16 protein-coding genes are annotated in these 15,898 nt (G+C 65.4%); 8 read left to right on the forward strand and 8 right to left on the reverse strand.

What is annotated here, in order from left to right; translation table 11 throughout:
- Window positions 1-19 precede the first annotated feature (19 nt).
- Entirely contained in the window at window positions 20-1,090 is a 1,071-nt protein-coding gene (locus tag AACI_RS00190) for a BMP family lipoprotein (RefSeq protein ID WP_012809492.1), read from the reverse strand.
- A 312-nt stretch (window positions 1,091-1,402) separates the two neighbouring features.
- Between AACI_RS00190 and AACI_RS00195 the strand changes: the two genes are divergently transcribed.
- Together AACI_RS00195 and AACI_RS00200 are read left to right on the forward strand one after the other, a co-directional pair.
- Window positions 1,403-1,972, forward strand: coding sequence for a cysteine hydrolase family protein (locus AACI_RS00195; protein WP_012809493.1), 570 nt, complete (start codon window positions 1,403-1,405; stop codon window positions 1,970-1,972).
- Window positions 1,973-1,990: 18 nt separating this feature from the next.
- Window positions 1,991-2,623, forward strand: coding sequence for an MBL fold metallo-hydrolase (locus AACI_RS00200; RefSeq protein ID WP_012809494.1), 633 nt, complete (start codon window positions 1,991-1,993; stop codon window positions 2,621-2,623).
- A 53-nt stretch (window positions 2,624-2,676) separates the two neighbouring features.
- Here AACI_RS00200 and AACI_RS00205 read toward each other — a convergent pair whose 3' ends face one another.
- Window positions 2,677-3,096 carry an acyl-CoA thioesterase gene (locus AACI_RS00205; protein WP_012809495.1) on the reverse strand — a complete coding sequence of 140 codons (420 nt, stop codon included), beginning with the start codon at window positions 3,094-3,096 and terminating at the stop codon, window positions 2,677-2,679.
- A gap of 79 nt (window positions 3,097-3,175) precedes the next feature.
- Between AACI_RS00205 and AACI_RS00210 the strand changes: the two genes are divergently transcribed.
- Together AACI_RS00210 and AACI_RS00215 are read left to right on the forward strand one after the other, a co-directional pair.
- Entirely contained in the window at window positions 3,176-3,673 is a 498-nt protein-coding gene (locus AACI_RS00210; RefSeq protein WP_012809496.1) for a hypothetical protein, read from the forward strand.
- Window positions 3,674-3,736: 63 nt separating this feature from the next.
- Window positions 3,737-4,156 (forward strand): hypothetical protein, encoded by a 420-nt coding sequence (locus AACI_RS00215; RefSeq protein ID WP_012809497.1) that lies wholly within the window; start codon window positions 3,737-3,739, stop codon window positions 4,154-4,156.
- 46 nt (window positions 4,157-4,202) lie between these two features.
- On the opposite strand, the gene AACI_RS00220 is transcribed toward AACI_RS00215, so the two are convergent.
- The 5 genes from AACI_RS00220 to AACI_RS00240 form a co-directional block, all read right to left on the reverse strand.
- Window positions 4,203-5,282, reverse strand: coding sequence for an ABC transporter ATP-binding protein (locus AACI_RS00220; protein ID WP_012809498.1), 1,080 nt, complete (start codon window positions 5,280-5,282; stop codon window positions 4,203-4,205).
- Window positions 5,279-6,928: an ABC transporter permease gene (locus AACI_RS00225; protein WP_012809499.1), complete on the reverse strand. Its 1,650-nt coding sequence runs from the start codon at window positions 6,926-6,928 to the stop codon at window positions 5,279-5,281. Before AACI_RS00225 ends, AACI_RS00220 begins: the two co-directional genes overlap by 4 nt.
- A complete protein-coding gene (locus AACI_RS00230; RefSeq protein WP_012809500.1) occupies window positions 6,925-7,935 on the reverse strand; it encodes an extracellular solute-binding protein in 1,011 nt (336 codons plus the stop codon). The genes AACI_RS00225 and AACI_RS00230 overlap by 4 nt, the downstream gene beginning before the upstream one ends.
- Window positions 7,936-8,049: 114 nt before the next feature.
- A complete protein-coding gene (locus AACI_RS00235; RefSeq protein WP_012809501.1) occupies window positions 8,050-8,850 on the reverse strand; it encodes an ABC transporter permease in 801 nt (266 codons plus the stop codon).
- Window positions 8,850-9,863, reverse strand: a complete 1,014-nt coding sequence (locus AACI_RS00240; protein ID WP_012809502.1) for a daunorubicin/doxorubicin resistance ABC transporter ATP-binding protein DrrA — start codon at window positions 9,861-9,863, stop codon at window positions 8,850-8,852. Before AACI_RS00240 ends, AACI_RS00235 begins: the two co-directional genes overlap by 1 nt.
- Window positions 9,864-10,011: 148 nt before the next feature.
- Between AACI_RS00240 and AACI_RS00245 the strand changes: the two genes are divergently transcribed.
- The 4 genes from AACI_RS00245 to AACI_RS00260 are packed head-to-tail and all read left to right on the forward strand — an operon-like array spanning window position 10,012 to window position 12,701.
- Window positions 10,012-10,686: a response regulator transcription factor gene (locus tag AACI_RS00245; RefSeq protein ID WP_012809503.1), complete on the forward strand. Its 675-nt coding sequence runs from the start codon at window positions 10,012-10,014 to the stop codon at window positions 10,684-10,686.
- Complete coding sequence (locus AACI_RS00250; RefSeq protein ID WP_012809504.1) at window positions 10,683-11,795, forward strand: sensor histidine kinase; 1,113 nt, start codon at window positions 10,683-10,685, stop codon at window positions 11,793-11,795. Before AACI_RS00245 ends, AACI_RS00250 begins: the two co-directional genes overlap by 4 nt.
- 60 nt (window positions 11,796-11,855) lie before the next feature.
- Window positions 11,856-12,047, forward strand: coding sequence for a hypothetical protein (locus tag AACI_RS00255; RefSeq protein ID WP_012809505.1), 192 nt, complete (start codon window positions 11,856-11,858; stop codon window positions 12,045-12,047).
- 33 nt (window positions 12,048-12,080) lie between these two features.
- On the forward strand, window positions 12,081-12,701 hold the full coding sequence (locus AACI_RS00260) for a LysE/ArgO family amino acid transporter (RefSeq protein WP_012809506.1): 621 nt from the start codon (window positions 12,081-12,083) through the stop codon (window positions 12,699-12,701).
- Window positions 12,702-12,853: 152 nt separating this feature from the next.
- Here AACI_RS00260 and AACI_RS00265 read toward each other — a convergent pair whose 3' ends face one another.
- Window positions 12,854-15,733, reverse strand: coding sequence for an alpha-L-arabinofuranosidase (locus AACI_RS00265; RefSeq protein ID WP_012809507.1), 2,880 nt, complete (start codon window positions 15,731-15,733; stop codon window positions 12,854-12,856).
- Window positions 15,734-15,898 lie beyond the last annotated feature (165 nt).

Raw genomic sequence — 15,898 nt, forward strand, 5'->3', positions numbered from 1 at the left:
AGCGCCGCCCTTCCGCCGTTCACTTCTGCACGGTGGCGGATACCTGAATCTTGCCGCTTAGGATCTCCTGTTTCGCTTGGTTGACCGCGTCCGTCACCGACTTCGGCAGGCCCGAGATGAGCGGCGCAATGCCGACGCCGTTGTTCGCAAGATCAAAGGTGTTCACGCCGCTCTTGAAGGTGCCGTCCTGCACGGCCTTGATGGTGTCAAACACGGACGTGTCCACCCGCTTGATGGCGCTCGTGATGACGGTGCCGGGCGCGAGATACGACTGGTCCGTGTCCACGCCGATGGCGTAGACCTTCGCGCTCTGCGCGGCTTTAATGGAGCCGATGCCGGTGCCGCCAGCCACCGGGAAGATGATGTCGGCGCCCTGCGCAATTTCGTTTTGCGCGTACTGGCTGCCCGCCGCCTCATCGCTGAACGAGTTGGTGTATTCGACAATGACCTTGCCCGTCGGATCGACGCTGTGGAACCCCTGCTGGAAGCCCGCGATGTACGTATCCACCGGCGGGATCTCCTGGCCTCCGACCACGCCGACGGTGTTGTGGCTGTTGATGTTCTTCAGAAGATGATTTTTCTGCACCATGCCGGCGACCACGCCCGCGAGATAACCGGCCTGCTGCGACTGGAAGATGGCGCTCGCCACGTTCGGAATGCCTGTGATGCTATCGTCGATGATGAGGAAGTGCGTCTTTGGGTATTCCTTGGCCACTTGTTGCACCGCGTCCGCCATGAGGTAGCCTACGGCGATGACGAGATCGTACCCATCCTGCGCGAAGTGGCTGAGGTTCGGGACGTAGTCCGACTCGGATTGGGACTGGACGACGCTCGTCTGGATGTTGGGCAGCTCTTTCTGCGCCTCCTGCATGCCGACGTACGCCAGGTGGTTGAAGCTGTTGTCGTTCAAGCCGCCGGTGTCGGTCACGAGGCCGACCTTGATGGTCTTGCCGCTCGTCGAGGTGGTGTTGCCCGTGCTGCCGTTGTTGGACGTGTTGGTAGCGCTCGACGAGTTGTTGGTGCCGCACCCCACGACGAGGGCGGCCGCGGCCAGGATGGAGAGGCCGCTCTGCCAAATCCGCTTCTGCATGTGTTGAACCCCCTTGAGAATGGATCCGATCAACGCAAGCATTTGCTACCGAGCACGTTTCCATGCTCGGAACCATTCGACGCAGATTCGACACCCGTCGACGAATCTCCTGTGTCAATTTGCTGGATCTCGCCTTGGATTCGAGTCCATGTTGCACAAAGGAATGGAAGACGAAACCGTGCGAAGTGGCGGTCGTTTCGGATAAAGGTGCGTCGCGTTTGGGCGCATCCCGCGATTCGCGGTATGATGGCCTTGATGAGTTCGGGCCCGCCGGCGGAGCGCGGGCCGCGATGGCGCGAAAGGAGAAGGATCATGGCATCGGATGTGAAACAAACGGCGCTTTTGGTGATGGACGTCCAGAACGGCATCGTTTCGCGGTACATCCAGGATGCACCCGCCATGCGCCCGTTTCAGGAGGCCGTCTCGGCTGCGCGCAAGGCGGGCATTCAGGTCATCTTTGTGCGGGTGGCTTTCAGTGAAGGCTTTCCGGAGGCGAGCCCGCGCAACAAGATGTTTGCGCACCTCGCGCAGGCCGGCAACATGACGGTGAGCGCCGACTCCACGCAGATTCACGAATCGGTGCGCCCAGAGGCGGGCGAGCCGGTGGTCACGAAGTACCGCGTCAGCGCGTTTGCCGGCAGCAACCTGGAGGTCATTCTGCGCGCCAAGGACATCACGCATCTCGTGCTCTGCGGCATCGCCACATCGGGCGTGGTGCTCTCCACCCTGCGGGAGGCGGCGGACAAGGACTACGCGCTGATCGTGCTGAAAGACGCCTGCCTGGACGCCGATCCGGAGGTGCACCGAGTGCTCGTGGAGAAGGTGTTCCCGCGGCAGGCCGACGTCATGACCGTCGAGGAGTGGGCGAAGACGCTCGTGTGAGGCGGGGAGGCGGAGAGCGTGGAAATCGCGCCGAAGATTCACCTGTTGGAGTGCACCAAGGGAAGCTACAGCTACCTTGTGCTGGGCGACGAGCCTGTGCTTGTCGATACCAGCATGCCTGGGCGGGCGGACGCGATGGTCAAGGCGCTCGCGTCCCTCGGCCTGAAGCCGGGCGATCTCGCCCACATCGTCCTGACGCACCTGGACGTGGATCACATCGGCAACGCCAAGCGGCTGAAGGAGCTCTCCGGCGCGACGCTCTGGGCACCCGCGCCGGATATTCCGTACATCGAGGGCGCCGAGAAGCCGAAGGGCGTGCGCCGCGCGATTGCCGGGCTGATGCGCGTCGAACGGCCGAAGGTGGACCGCGCGCTCGAGCCAGGCGCACACGTGGGCGGCCTGGAGGTGGTACCCGCGCCCGGACATACGCCCGGGCACGTCTGCCTCATCGCGCGCGACACGCTTCTGGCGGGTGATCTCGTCACGACCCGCGGGGGCCGACTGAAGAAGTCGCCGTCCTTCCTCACCTGGGACAAGGCGGCGCTCAGGCAGTCGCTCGCGGACGTGGGCAGGTTGTCGTTTGACTGGGTCTGCCCCGCGCATGGCGATCCCGTCCGGCGCGGATCGCTGTGGGAGGCGCTGCTGGAGTAGTCGGGGGTTCTGGGCTCGTGAAGGCGAGGCGCGGGCGACGCGCCTTGTTCCGCTCACACGCCGACGTTCGATTCCTCGGGCTCGCGGACGTAGGGCAGGAGCTTTTCGCGCGCCCAGTCCGGCAGCGGAGCGGATTTCCGCTTCTCGAAGTCGTAGTGGACGACCACCGCGGTGCCTTCACACATCACCTCGCCGCGGACGCTGCAGATTTGGCAGAAGAATTCGAAGCTTGATCTCCCGAGCCGCGTGAGCCACGTGCGCGCCACCACGTCGGTGTGCTCAGGATAGCGCGTCTCCTGGCGGAAGTCGATGTGCAGCGAGGCGATGACGAGCGGCAGCCGCTGGCCGGGGAACACCTCCTGCAGGAAGGAGATGCGGGACTCCTCCATATAGGTGGCGTAGACCGCATTGTTCACGTGGCCGTTCAAGTCGGTGTCGCTGTAACGAATATGAATCGGCGTTTCATGGATCAAACTGCATTCCCCCTGTCGGTTTTGTCGTGTTTCCCTGCAATCCATTGTAAACGAAGTCCACAGGCAAGGAGGAATCCCTGTGCGCCGAATTCGCCGGCTCCGCATGGCAGTTGCCATCGTCGCCTCTGCGGCATGGCTCGCCGGATGCGGGAGTCCCACCGGGTACCAGCCGCAACCGCCCGCTCCTGGAGTATCTGAATTTTGGCAAATCATGCAGATCCGCGTCCCTGAGGATGATGCCCAGCGATTCGTGATGGACTTGGGCCTTGCGACGCGGGAGAGGGAGGGAAACTACAGTTTCTGGATGTCCGCCTTAACATGGCGAGCGCTGGGAAAACGCGATCACGCGTCGCTGTATGAGCTCGTGATTCCGAACTGCTGCAATATCGCGTTGCCATCGACGACGGTGACCTACGGCCAAGCGAGCAACAGTCTCGTTCAAACGGTCGATTTTGAGCAGGACGAGCGCAATGCCGTTTTCTATATCTCGGCGTCACAACCCCTGCAGTGGTCTCAGACGGCGACCGATGCCAAACACCAGACGGTCTCGCTCGTGTTTGTTCCCGTTGCTTCATAAAACGAGTGGGAGGCTGAAGCTTCCCGATGGCCTGTCAACCACGGGTGACCCGGGGAGATGCGCATGGCAGTTGTGACCGACATCCTTTCAGGGCTGTTGATGGCGTGGTTTAGTCTCTTATTCATAGGAATCAACCGGTTCTGCGGGAGAGTCAAGTGGAAGGATCGCGACGCTTGGCAGTACATCCTGCTCGAATGCATGCTGATCCTGTACTTTATCGGGAGCTTGAAGCGATGGTATTTCGTGATCCCGATCATGGCGTTTTTGTTTCCTGTGTGGGATTTTCTCCAGTTCCGTGCTCATTGGCTTTCGTGGATCACCGGTGCCTCGGATGAAAGGCTTCGACGTTATGACGACGCATTCGGTGACAATGTGTACTTGCTTCCCAAATCCGACAGGAGGACTGTGCCGGACGCTTACCACACGGTCCAACACGTTTTGATGGCGCTAAACACGATCGCGGTCTTCGCCATGTTGCGTTGAGGCTTCGAAGCATGCGCGAGCGCGCAGGGCACCGGGCCCTGCGCACTCATCCTTCCATCACGCAGGCGCGCCGCACTTTCCACCCCACGCGCTGCCCTTCCTGGTATTGCGGCGGGCCCACGTGACTCGCCAAGAGCCGCCCGGCGAGGGACTCGAGTTCGTACAGCGTCCGGTGCCCCACGTATTGCACGCGCACCACGCGGCAAGGCAGGGACGCCTCGTCGTCGGCGGTGAGTTCGCACCACTCCGGCCTCATCATGAGCGTCCTGCGGCCGAGATCGGCCGAGCGCGGCGCGGACGTCAGTCGAACCGTCTGCTCGCTGTCCGCGATTTGCACAAGCGCCTGCCCGCTCCCGTTCACCTCGCGCACCACGCCCGTCGCGCACGCGGCCGGCCCCAAAAGCCGGGCGATCTCGGCCGTGCGCGGGTTCTCGTACACCTCCGCGGGAGATCCCACCTGCAGGATCTCCCCGTGCATCATGACGGCCACGCGGTGCGCCAAAGACAGCGCCTCGTCCGCTTGGTGGCTCACGTACAGCGCGGCCGCCCCCGTCTGTCGAATCCGCTCCCGCACCTCGTGCATGAAGGTTTCGCGGTTGGCCGGATCGAGGCTCGCGGTGGGTTCGTCGAACAAGTACAGCTCCGGCCTCGACGCGAGCGCCCGCGCGAGCCCGACGCGCTGGCGCTGGCCGCCGGAGAGTTCCGACGGATAGCGCGCGGCAAACGCGTCCATGCCCACCGCGGCGAGCACCGATTCCGCCTCGCGCCGCGCCAGAAGGCGCGCCATGCCCCGCCTGCGCAGTGGATAGGCCACGTTGTCCACCACCATCCACTGCGGCCAGAGCGCGTGCGACTGAAACACCATGCCAACCCGCCTGCGCTCCGGCGGAAGCGAGAGCGTGGGCGAGGCCACCATCTCCTCGCCAATCCAGATGGCGCCCGATTGAATGGGATAAAACCCCGCGATGGCGCCGAGAAGCGTGCTCTTGCCCGAGCCAGACGGCCCGACGAGCGCGACGATCTCGCCCGCCCCAATGGTCAGCGACGCGCGTCTGACCGCCACCTGCTGGCCGTGCGCCACCGTGACGCCGGCCGCGGAGAGGCGATGCGCGTTCGAATCCTTCATCCGAGCTTCACCTCCTCGAGGGGTGCGGCCGGCATGGCCATGCGAAGCTGCGACAGGCCCTGGCTTCGCCGCCTTTTCGGTTCGCGCAGCGCCAAGAGTCCCAGGGCGAAGCTCGCGGCCGTCATCCACACGGCCAGGACCGCGACCGTACGGACATCGCCGCCTTCGCTCGCGGACAGCACGGCCACGGCGATGGTCTGGGTGTTCGGGCCGTAAAGCAAACTCGCGAGCGTCACCTCGTACAACCCGGACATGAGCGCCTGCAGCGCCACCTGGCGCACCGCGGGTCGGATGGCGGGCCAAATCGCCGCACCATACGCCCCCGCAGGCCCTGCGCCAAACGATCTCGCCGCGCGCCACGGGTCCAGCTGCGCGTTCCGGCGAGCTGCCACGATGGCGTCGGCGAGGCCGTAGAACTTCGCCACGTAGGCAAGACCTAGGATCCACCACGTGCCGTACAGCGCGTGCCCGAACGCCACCAGGATGGCGACGGCCACGGCCGTTCCAGGCGCCGCATACTGGAGCCAGAGGGCGAGATGGGCCGCCCGCGCCATCGCGGACGCAGGCACGGCCTCCGCGGCGACAAGCCCAAGCAAGGCGATCACGGCGGCGGCCACAGTTGCGAGTACGACCGTGTGCACGAGTGCGGGCCACGCGCTGACGAGCGGCGAGAGGAGTCCTGCCGCGTCCCAGTTCCTGGGCGTGGGCGGCAGGCCGTAGGCTCGCGTGAGCGCGGTGAGCACAAGGGCGGCGAGCGGCAGGCCGCTCGTCGTCGCCACGTACAGCGCGTATGCGGCGAGCGAAATCGCGCGAGCGCGCTTGGGGAACAGGGGCAGCGGCGGTGCGCCGGGGGCAGACGTGCCGAGGCCGGGATCAAACCGCATGACCCCTCGGCTCACGGTCACCGCCAGCGCGCCGACGGCCATGAGTTCAAACGCCTGCCACGTGGCGGCCGTGAATCCCTGCGTGCCGCCCGTGGACAGGTTGGCGAAGATGGAGGTGGCCGCCGTGCGAAAGCCGCTTGGCTCGCCGAGTTCGTAGGGGACGCCGAAGTCGCCCAGGGCAAACGCGAACGAGAGCGCCCAGGCGGCGCAAAGCGGCCGCAGCGCCACCGGCCGAAACGCGGCCCAGAACGCCCGGAACCAGCCGGCCCCGCACGATCGCGCGGCCCACATGGGTTCGACGTTCATCGCCGCGATGGCCGTGAGGCCGCTCAGATAGCCGATGGGGGCCGCGTGGATGGCGAGGGCCGCCGTGACGCCCCACGGCCCGTACAGCCAGCCCACGTGGACGTGCGCCCATTGGTCCAGGAGGCCGGCCCGGGCGTACGCGTCGCCGAGTGCGAACGCGCCGATGAACGGGGGCGTCCACAGGGGCAGGAGGCTGATGGCGTGAAGGGCCGCGCGCCCCCTGCGTACGGCCCCGGAGAGCATTACGGCCCAGGCCATGCCGACGAGGCTCGCGATGGCGCTCGATACGGCGCTCGTCCACAGAGCGTTCCACAGCGGGCCGAGGGTCGAGGCGAGGACCGCCGCCGACGGGAGTTCAACGGCGAGATCGAACACAGGGTAAACGCAGAGAACCGCGGCGGCCGCGGCGAGCACGGCCGTGCCGGCCGCGGTGTGCCACGAGGTGCGCCACATCATCGGAAGATCTGGGCAAACTCGCGGAGGATGTTCGCCCGGTCTCGTTCCAACTGCGCCCAGGGCACCTGCGTCAGCGACGCGCCCTTCGGCACCGTGGGAGACGCGCCGAGGACGGGCGACAGGCCGACGGACGCCACCACCTTCTGACCGGCCGGGCTCAGGAGCCAGTTGGCAAACGCCTTGGCCACCGGCGTCTCGTGCCCCTTGACGAACGCCAGAGGCCCCGGCACCACGATGGCGCCGTCCTGCGGCCACACCACACCGATGGGCGATTCTTGTTTCACGAGCGTGAACGCGGCGCTGTCGTTGGTCATGCCCACGTCCACCTTGCCGCTCGCGACGTCGTCCGCCACGGTCTTCACCGACGACTGCACCGCCGCGCCGTTCTGCTTCAGCGTCTCAAAGTAGTTCCAGCCGTAGCGCGTCTCCATCATGCCGACAAACGCCATGGTGGTGCCGGAATAGGACGGATCGCCGATTTCCACCTCGCCCTTGTACGCGGCGTTGGTGAGGTCCCGCCACGAACGGGGCACAGGCAGGGACATGCCTTTGTGGTACACGATCACGTCGTGAAACACGTACGCCCCCACCCAATTCGCGCCCTGATCCGCGCTCGGCAGGTGGCTTGCGGCAGACGGCTTCTCGCGCGAGAGAATGCCCTGGGCGGCCAAGGTGTCCGCCGCGGTCGGATCGGCCAAGAGCACCATATCCGCGCCGATGGCGTGCGCCTTGGCCTCCGACTCGAGCCGCGTCACGAGCGCGCCCGTGCCCGTGGTCACCATCTGCACGCGCGCGGCCGGATCGTACGCCTCAAACGCCTGCGCCAGCGCCTGCGCGTTCTGCTGGGTCAGCGCGGCGTACACTGTGACGGTGCCCGCGGGCTTCGCCCCTTGCGCACTCGCCGCGGCCTGCGCGGGGGCATGGGGATGTTGCTCAGCGTGCCACGCGGCGACACCCGCCGCGACGACTACCGCCGCCGCGGCGACGCTCAATCCCTTCATGAGCATGGGTTTCAACCTCCATTCGTCTCCTTGCCCCGATGGTACGGGGCGTGTGTGGAGATTCGATGAAGGGAAGCACACGCAAAGGTAAAAGATTGGGAACCTTGTGTTGAGATTTCGTCACGCCTTGCGCATGTACATCCGCACCGCAAGGGGGGCAAACACCAGCATGATGGCCACGGCGCCGCCGAGCGAGATGGCGATATCGGGGGTTGCCTGACCCTGATTGGCGAGCGACCGCACGGCGGCAATCAGGTGGGAGAGTGGATTGACGTTGACGAACACCTGCAGCCACTTAGGCATGGTGTTGACGGGCGCGAAGGCGTTCGACAGGAACGTGAGCGGGAACAGGATGAGCATCGAGATGCCCTGCACGCTCGCCGCCGTCCGCGCCACGACGCCGAAGAATGCGAAGATCCAGCTGAGGGCGAACGCGCACACGATGACGAGCAGCGCGGCGATGGCGACGTGGGCAAGGCCCCCACGTGGGTGATAGCCCATGAGGTACCCCACGGTGAAGATGAGGACCGTGGCCAAAAGGTACCTCACCATGTCGGCGAGGAGCGCCCCGGCGAGTGGCGCCATGCGGGCGATGGGCAGGGCGCGGAAGCGATCGAACACGCCCTTGTCCATGTCTTCGCGCAGCTGGACGCCGGTGACGACGGATGCGGTGATGACCGTCTGCACGAGGATGCCCGGGATGACGAGCGGCAAATAGTTCTGTGAGTTGCCGGAGATGGCGCCCCCGAAGATGTAGGTGAACATGAGCGTAAAGATGATGGGTTGCAGCGTGACGTCGAACAGTTGCTCTGGCGTCCGGCGCATCTTCAACAGGCCGCGGTAGGCCATGGTGAGCGACTGGCGCAGCGTGGTCGCCATGGAGGCGCGCGCCTGGATGGCTTCAAACGATGTCTGTTGCATCAGTCACTCTCTCCTTCGTCGGCGGTTTCGGCCTCGTGGCCGGTGAGGGCGAGGAACACCTCGTCCAGCGTCGGCTTTTGCACGCCGAGTTCGGTGATGTCGATGCCGGCCGCCCTCAGCGCCACGAGCAGATCCGGCACGACGCTCGTGTCGGCCAAGGGCGCGATGATCCGGCGCCCCTCGGGCGATGGCGTGGCCTGCGCGCCAAGCGCCGCTTCCACGAGGGCGCGAGCCCGCGGCACGTCCTCCGGGTTGGCGAAGGTGAGGTGCAGGGAGGACCGTCCCACCGACGACTTCAGCTCGTCCGGCGTGCCTTCCGCAATGACGCGGCCGCGATCGATCACGGCGATTCGATTCGCCAGCTGGTCCGCCTCGTCCAAATATTGCGTGGTCAGGAGCACGGTTGTGCCTTCGCGCACGAGCTGCCGGATGGTGTCCCACATTTGGGCGCGGGTGCGCGGATCGAGGCCGGTGGTGGGTTCGTCAAGGAAGATGAGCGGCGGCGTGGCGATGAGGCTGGCCGCCAGATCCAGGCGGCGCCGCATGCCGCCGGAAAACTGCTTCAGCGGGCGATTGCGCGCCTCGGTGAGGCCGAACTGTCCGAGCAGGCGCTCTGTCGTCGCCCGCGCCTCGCGGCGGCTCTGGCCGAGGAGGCGCGCGAAGAGCACCAGGTTTTCCGCGGCGGTGAGCGTCTCGTCGACGGAGGCATACTGACCGGTCACGCCGATGAGCTGGCGCACGCGTTGCGCGTCCTTCACGACGTCGTGGCCGAAGATGCGCGCCGCACCTGCGTCTGGGCGCAGAAGCGTCGCGAGCATGCGCACCGTGGTCGTCTTGCCGGCCCCGTTGGGGCCGAGCAGGCCGTACACCGTGCCGACCTGCACGGACAGGCTGACGCCGTCGACGGCGCGATGTGGACCGAAGGCCTTGACGAGATCGACCGCTTCGATGGCGAGCGCGTCGGCGCCCGTGGCGGCTGTGAGGCGATTCGTCGGCGTTTTGAGAGACTGCATGTGCAACATCACTCCTTTCCGTCTGGCGCTCATGGTAAGGCGCGTTTGTGAACGCAGGATGAACAGCGGCTGGGCCCTTGTTCACCGTCCGTTCATCCATTCGTGGTACGATCCCAGCACGTAAGACATTGCGCGTGAGGTGATGAACATGGCGACCATCCTCGTGGCCGACGACGAGCCTCACATCCGCGAACTCGTGCGCAGCACGCTGGAGCGGGAGGGGCATCGGGTGGTGGAGGCGGCGGACGGGCGCGAGGCGGCGGATGCGGTGGCCCGTGAGCCGGTGCAGCTCGCCGTGATCGACGTGATGATGCCGGAGGTGGACGGGTTCGAGCTGACGCGGTGGTTGCGCGAAGAGCGCGATGTGCCGATTCTGCTCCTGACCGCGCTCGGGGAGACAAGCCACAAGGTGCGCGGCCTCCGGCTCGGCGCGGACGACTACCTCGTCAAGCCGTTCGCCCCCGAGGAGCTCGTGGCGCGCGTCGAGGCGCTCCTGCGCCGCTACCGCATTCGGGCGGACGGCGCGCTCGATCTCGCCGTACTCCGTCTCCTCTCGGACACGTATGAAGTCGAGGCGAACGGGGAGCGCATGGCGCTTCCGCCGAAGGAGTTTCAGCTTCTGTTCACGCTGGCCGCGTCGGCGGGCAGGACGCTCTCCCGCGACAAGCTGATTGAAGAGGTGTGGGGGTACGACTACGCGGGGGACGAGCGGACGGTGGACGTGCACATCAAGCGGTTGCGCGTCAAGTTCCCCGAGGACGTGTATCCGTTTCGCATCCGCACCGTGCGCGGGTTGGGCTATCGCCTGGAGGTGAACGCGTGAAGGAGCGAGCCGCCTCGCGGGGGTCTGACGACGACTTCCGCGCCCGTCATCAGCGCTGGCAGTGGCGCGAAGCGTTGGACAGGCTCCTCTGGATGTCGTGTTGGTCGTTTGTGTTGCTGAGCGCCTCGTACGGCGTGGTGCGCCTCATGGGGCGTGCACTCGGCTGGCGGCCCGTGCCGTACGGCCAACTGATGATCATCGGCGGCGTGGGTGTGGTGATGCTCGCGCTCGTCGCGCTTCTCTGGAACGCGCTTGGCTTCGATCGCGATGATCGCCTCTTTTTCCGCATTCTCGACTCCTTGAGCGAGATTGGCCGCGGGAATTTCAGCGCCCGCGCCATGCTGGAGGTCCGGCGTGGCTTTCCGGATCACCCCATGAACCAGCTGGTGCTGCACGTTCGCGAGATGGCGGAAGGGCTCGAGCGCATCGAACAGATGCGCCAGGAGTTTGTGGCGAACGTGTCGCACGAGATGCAGACGCCGCTCACGTCCATCCTCGGCTTCGTGAAGGCGCTCAAATCGGACGGACTGTCGGAAGGCGAGCGGCGCCACTATCTCGACATCATCGAGGCGGAGAGCGAGCGGTTGTCCCGCCTGGCGGACAACCTGCTCAAGCTCACCTCGCTCGAATCGGGCCATCACCCGGTGACGCTGACGCGCTTCCGTCTCGACCGCCAACTGCGCGAGGTGGCGATTGCGTGCGAGCCGCTGTGGACGGAGAAAGGTCTCTTCCTCGACATGCAGGTGGAGCCCGTCGAGTTGGAGGGCGACGAGGACCTCCTCGGCCAGGTGTGGATGAACCTCTTGTCAAACGCCATCAAGTTCACGGAGCCGGGCGGCCGAATTCAAGTGCGCCTCGAGAAGGAAGAAACAGGCGTCTGCGTGTCGGTTGCGGACACGGGCATCGGCATCCGTCCGGAGGATGTGAGCCGCGTGTTCACTCGCTTCTTCAAGGCGGACCGGTCGCGCGGCAAGCCGGGCAATGGGCTGGGCCTCGCCATCGCCAAGCGCATTGTGGAGATGCACCGCGGGGACATCTCGGTCGAAAGCGAGCCAGGTCGTGGGTCGACATTCAAGGTGCACCTACCGTATACTCAGGGTGGAAGATGAGGATTGAAATTCTATCGCGAAATCTGATGAATTCCAGCGTCCTTCGGGGAGGCGTGATGCGTGCTCGTCGCCGAAATCCTCCTTCTTCTCCTGTACGCGGCGATTGAATTCGCCGTGGGCCTGCTCTTTGCCTGGGCGTTTGGGCGCATGTTTCGCGTGAGGTTGTCGAGGAAGACGAGGCTGTGGATGGCGACCGCCTGGGCCGTTCTCGGCGTGATTCCCACCGCGCTTGGAATCAACGGAGGATTGTGAATCGGTTGAACAAACGCCGGAAAGGGGCCTCGTATGGTCGGTGCGTTTTGGCACGGCCTCATTCTGGCCTTCGCCCTCATCCTGCCGATTGGCATGCAGAACGGATTTCTCCTCAGCCAAGGCGCGCTGCACCGGCGATGGCTGGCGGCCCTGCCTGCCGTGGTGACGGCGGCCCTCTGCGACACGTTTCTCGTGGCGCTCGCGGTCTTTGGGGTGTCGGGCGCCGTGTTTCACATCGTTTGGCTGCGCGTCGCGCTTGGCATGGTGGGCGTGGCCTTTTTGTTGTACATGGGCTTTCAGACGTGGCGCCAGAATCCCGACGATCACGCCGTGACCTCCGAGGTCTGGTCGCCGCGTCGCCAAATTGGCTTCGCGATGTCCGTCTCACTTCTGAATCCGCATGCGCTCATGGACACGCTCGCCGTGATCGGCGGAAGCGCGGCCGTGTACGGCACGTGGGGGCAGAGGGCGTCGTTCGCGGCGGGGTGTGCACTCGTGTCGTGGGTGTGGTTCTTCTTCCTCATGACGCTCGGCCACGTGGCGGGCCGCGCCGCGGCGGGGGTGGGACTGAGGCGCGTCATCAACCGCATCTCCGCCCTCATGATGTGGGCCTCCGCGGGACTTCTCATCCACATCCTGCTCACGTTCCGCTGAAGCAGGGCGGCTTCGCCTGACGGCCGTAGCAGCGCATGCCCGTGCGTAGCTCGGGCCGGCTCGATGCACGCGGTCTCGCGCGACCGCAGGAAGCCCGACGCGGAGATGGCGCCCGCGCGGGGGCGCCATCTGACATTCGCAGGGCGAGCAGGTCAGTTCACCACAAAGTTGACCACGCCGCCGTTGGTGAAGTAACAGTTGCCCGTCCAGTTGCTCGTGTCAAACGCCTGGAAGTTGAGCGGATACGTGCCTGCGCTCACCGATGACGGCACCTGCCAGGTGGCGGTCACGGTCTCGGTCTGGCCGGGAAGGAGCGTGGTGCTCGGCCAGTACTTTTGGAAGATAGCGCCGTTTTGCCCGTCCACCTCCATGTCGATGAGCCCGTTCTGGAGCGCGTCGGTCGACGAGACGTTGGCGAACGTGGTCTGGATGGTGACCGTGTCACCCGGCGCAATGGAGATGTTGGTTCCCGACGGATAGTGGCCACTTGCGTCAGGCGCGGGCACGGTGTACGTGGTGCCGTTCACCGTGATGACCGTGTTCTTTGTGACAATGTCGCCGTACTTGGCTGCGGGAGGCTGATTCACGGTGATGGTCGCGCCCGTCGTATCGGCGTCGTACGTGGCGCCTGTGGCCGGATCGAAGGCGAACGCCTCGACGGTGTAGGTCCCGTTGGCGGCCGGGGCCGCAAAGGTCCAGGATTCGCTCACCGGCTGGCCTGGCGCGATATCCACGCCCGTCATTTCGTGATTCGCGACGAGATCGCCCGTCGAATCGTACAGCTCGAGTTCCACCGTCGCATCGCGTACGGGCCTATCCGAGCTGAACGACGCGGTGACGGTCTCGGAGCCGCCGGCGGTCACGGTAGGCGAGGAGAGCGCCAAGGTGTCCGTCACCGACGCAGCGGCGTGCGGCGCGGGGATGAGCGGGTGCAGGACGAGATCCACGCCGCTGTACGGCATGAGTTTGACCGAGTGGGCGGTTGGCAGCGTCAGCGCTGGGCTAACCGCGCTCGAGCCTTCGCCGTACACGAGCGCCTTGGTGATGGCGTACGGTCCCACGCCGAGCACGTTCAGATCTGCGCTGTAGATGGTCGACGGACTGCGGTTCACGAGCATCAGGGCGATGTCGCCGTTGGGCTCCCGCACCGCGTGCACGTCGATGTCGCTCTGGGAAGAGGCGGAGCCCAGGAGGGTGTCACCCGGCCGCGCGAAGTCGGACACGAGCTGGAAGCCGTAGTACGGCGGCAGCGGGGTGTATTGAGGCGGCTCCTGGACGCCCTTGGGCGTGGCCTGCCCGGACGACAGCAGCCCGTAATCGCCAAACAGGTTCTGGCCGTAGAGGCTCGGACTCGTGTAGTTGTCCTCGGCGCCGTTCAGGAGGTCCCACCAGTCGACGTTGGCCGCGCCCGCCTGCACGAAGCCGGCGAGATCGTCCGCCAAAAAGAGTGCCTCGGGCAGATTCGTCGACTGCTGCCCCGGGTTGTAGGACACGCTGTTGGTCTCGGTCACGAAGATTTGGATATTTTTTGCGTTCGATCCGGCGTACGCGTTGATCTCGCGCTTGAGCTCCGCCACCATGGCGGGGATCTGATCCGTGTCGGCGAGGAGCCCGGCGTCGGTCTCCTGGCCGGGGGTCTCCGGGTACCAGTGCACGTCGACGAAGTCGATGTATGGGCCGAGCGCCTTGAGCACGACCGTGTTCCAGTCGTCGTTGCCGTTCACGGTGGCGCCCCAGGGCCAGTTGTACGGCATGGTGAGCACCGCGCCGATTTTGATGTTGGGATCGACGGCGCGCATGGCCTGGATGAACTGCAGGGCGTTCTGCGCGTAAGCCTGCGGGCTCAGGCCGGGGTTACCTTTCTGCGGTTGGTTCGGGACGGCGTGATCGTCCGCTTCCCAGCCGTTGCCGTTGTAGTAGCCGTTCCCGTAGATCTCGTTGCCGATTTCCCAGTATAGGACGTTGTCGTGATGGGTGACGTCGGCGTACTTGACCCAGTCGGCCGCGAGCTGGGGCGTGCCGGTGCCGTAGTTGACGGTGATGATGGGCGAGGCGCCCACGGCGTTCACGAACTGCATGAAGTTGTCAAACGTGTCGTTGGGGTTGACGTAGCCGCCGTCGTTGCGCGTGTTGGTCTCCCAGTTGTACACGTCCGAGATGGAGCCGCCGGGCCAGCGGATGAGCGCGGGATGGAGCGCCTGCACCTCGGAGATGACGGTCTGCGAGTTGAGCCCGCTGTCCCACACGGCCGCGTTCAGCCCAAAGGCGGTGGCAGGAACGGTCCGGAGGCGGGCGGCAGTGTTCACGGTGATGGTGGCGCTGGCGGTGGGCGCGCCGAAGCCGAGCGCGTTCGTGCAGATGCGGGTCGCGAGCGCGGTCTGCGCGGCGCCCTGCGGGTCGACCTGCGTTTCAAAGCTCGACCAGGTGCGGGCGAGATCGGACGGAGACAGCCCGTTCTGGCGCAGGTAGGCGGAGATGGTGGGCGAGAGCGACGCGGCCTGCGCGAGCGCGTTGCCGACAATGGAGCTAGAGGCTTGGCGGGCCAAGATGGCTTTGGACGATTGGCCGATCTCGGTCAAAAACGATTGATAGAAGAGGCCAACGGCGCGCGGCGAGAGCAAGGGAGAAATGGACTGAAGCGTCTGTAAAATCTGCGCGGCGTTGCTCCCGCGGGTCGATACAGCGCCGTATGTGGCCAGGTTGAACAGGTTGGCGACGGCCTGCGCAGCCTGGGACTGCGCGCTCGTCGTCGGCGTGGCATTCGGATACAGCCACTGGAGCCACTGCGATGTCGACAGGTTGGACGCTGCCTGCGCTGCGGCCTGGACGGCGGCGAGCTCGGGCACCGTGAGCGCGTCATGAATCACCTGGATCTCCATCGAAATCGGCGTCGACACGACGTCGGCGGCGCGCACGCGGCCGGCGGCTCCTGCAGGTACTTTCGGCGACGGATGGGCGGCGGCCCACGCGGGCGACGCGCCGGTTCCCAGCGCGATGAGTGCGGCCAGCGCAGCAGACCAAGGTCTCTTCAAGGCGATCCCTCCACAGAGAAAGCGGTTTCATGAACTTCAAAACGATTTAGTAAAATCGATTTACTTTCGTTATAGCGTCGGTTGTCTATAATGTCAATGAGCATCTTTTTCGCGGTTCTGCAGGCCAAGCGTTCCGCGTTCAGATAGAGATTCCTTAACGAGGAG

This window comes from Alicyclobacillus acidocaldarius subsp. acidocaldarius DSM 446 (assembly GCF_000024285.1).
Lineage (GTDB): Bacteria > Bacillota > Bacilli > Alicyclobacillales > Alicyclobacillaceae > Alicyclobacillus > Alicyclobacillus acidocaldarius.

Bases quoted from the DNA above. Each gene is read 5' to 3' on its own strand.
- AACI_RS00190 (WP_012809492.1), bottom strand. From the start codon at position 1,090: ATGCAGAAGCGGATTTGGCAGAGCGGCCTCTCCATCCTGGCCGCGGCC.
- AACI_RS00230 (WP_012809500.1), bottom strand. From the start codon at position 7,935: ATGCTCATGAAGGGATTGAGCGTCGCCGCGGCGGCGGTAGTCGTCGCG.
- AACI_RS00215 (WP_012809497.1), top strand. From the start codon at position 3,737: ATGGCAGTTGTGACCGACATCCTTTCAGGGCTGTTGATGGCGTGGTTT.
- AACI_RS00220 (WP_012809498.1), bottom strand. From the start codon at position 5,282: ATGAAGGATTCGAACGCGCATCGCCTCTCCGCGGCCGGCGTCACGGTG.
- AACI_RS00245 (WP_012809503.1), top strand. From the start codon at position 10,012: ATGGCGACCATCCTCGTGGCCGACGACGAGCCTCACATCCGCGAACTC.
- AACI_RS00195 (WP_012809493.1), top strand. From the start codon at position 1,403: ATGGCATCGGATGTGAAACAAACGGCGCTTTTGGTGATGGACGTCCAG.
- AACI_RS00225 (WP_012809499.1), bottom strand. From the start codon at position 6,928: ATGATGTGGCGCACCTCGTGGCACACCGCGGCCGGCACGGCCGTGCTC.
- AACI_RS00260 (WP_012809506.1), top strand. From the start codon at position 12,081: ATGGTCGGTGCGTTTTGGCACGGCCTCATTCTGGCCTTCGCCCTCATC.
- AACI_RS00240 (WP_012809502.1), bottom strand. From the start codon at position 9,863: ATGCAGTCTCTCAAAACGCCGACGAATCGCCTCACAGCCGCCACGGGC.
- AACI_RS00235 (WP_012809501.1), bottom strand. From the start codon at position 8,850: ATGCAACAGACATCGTTTGAAGCCATCCAGGCGCGCGCCTCCATGGCG.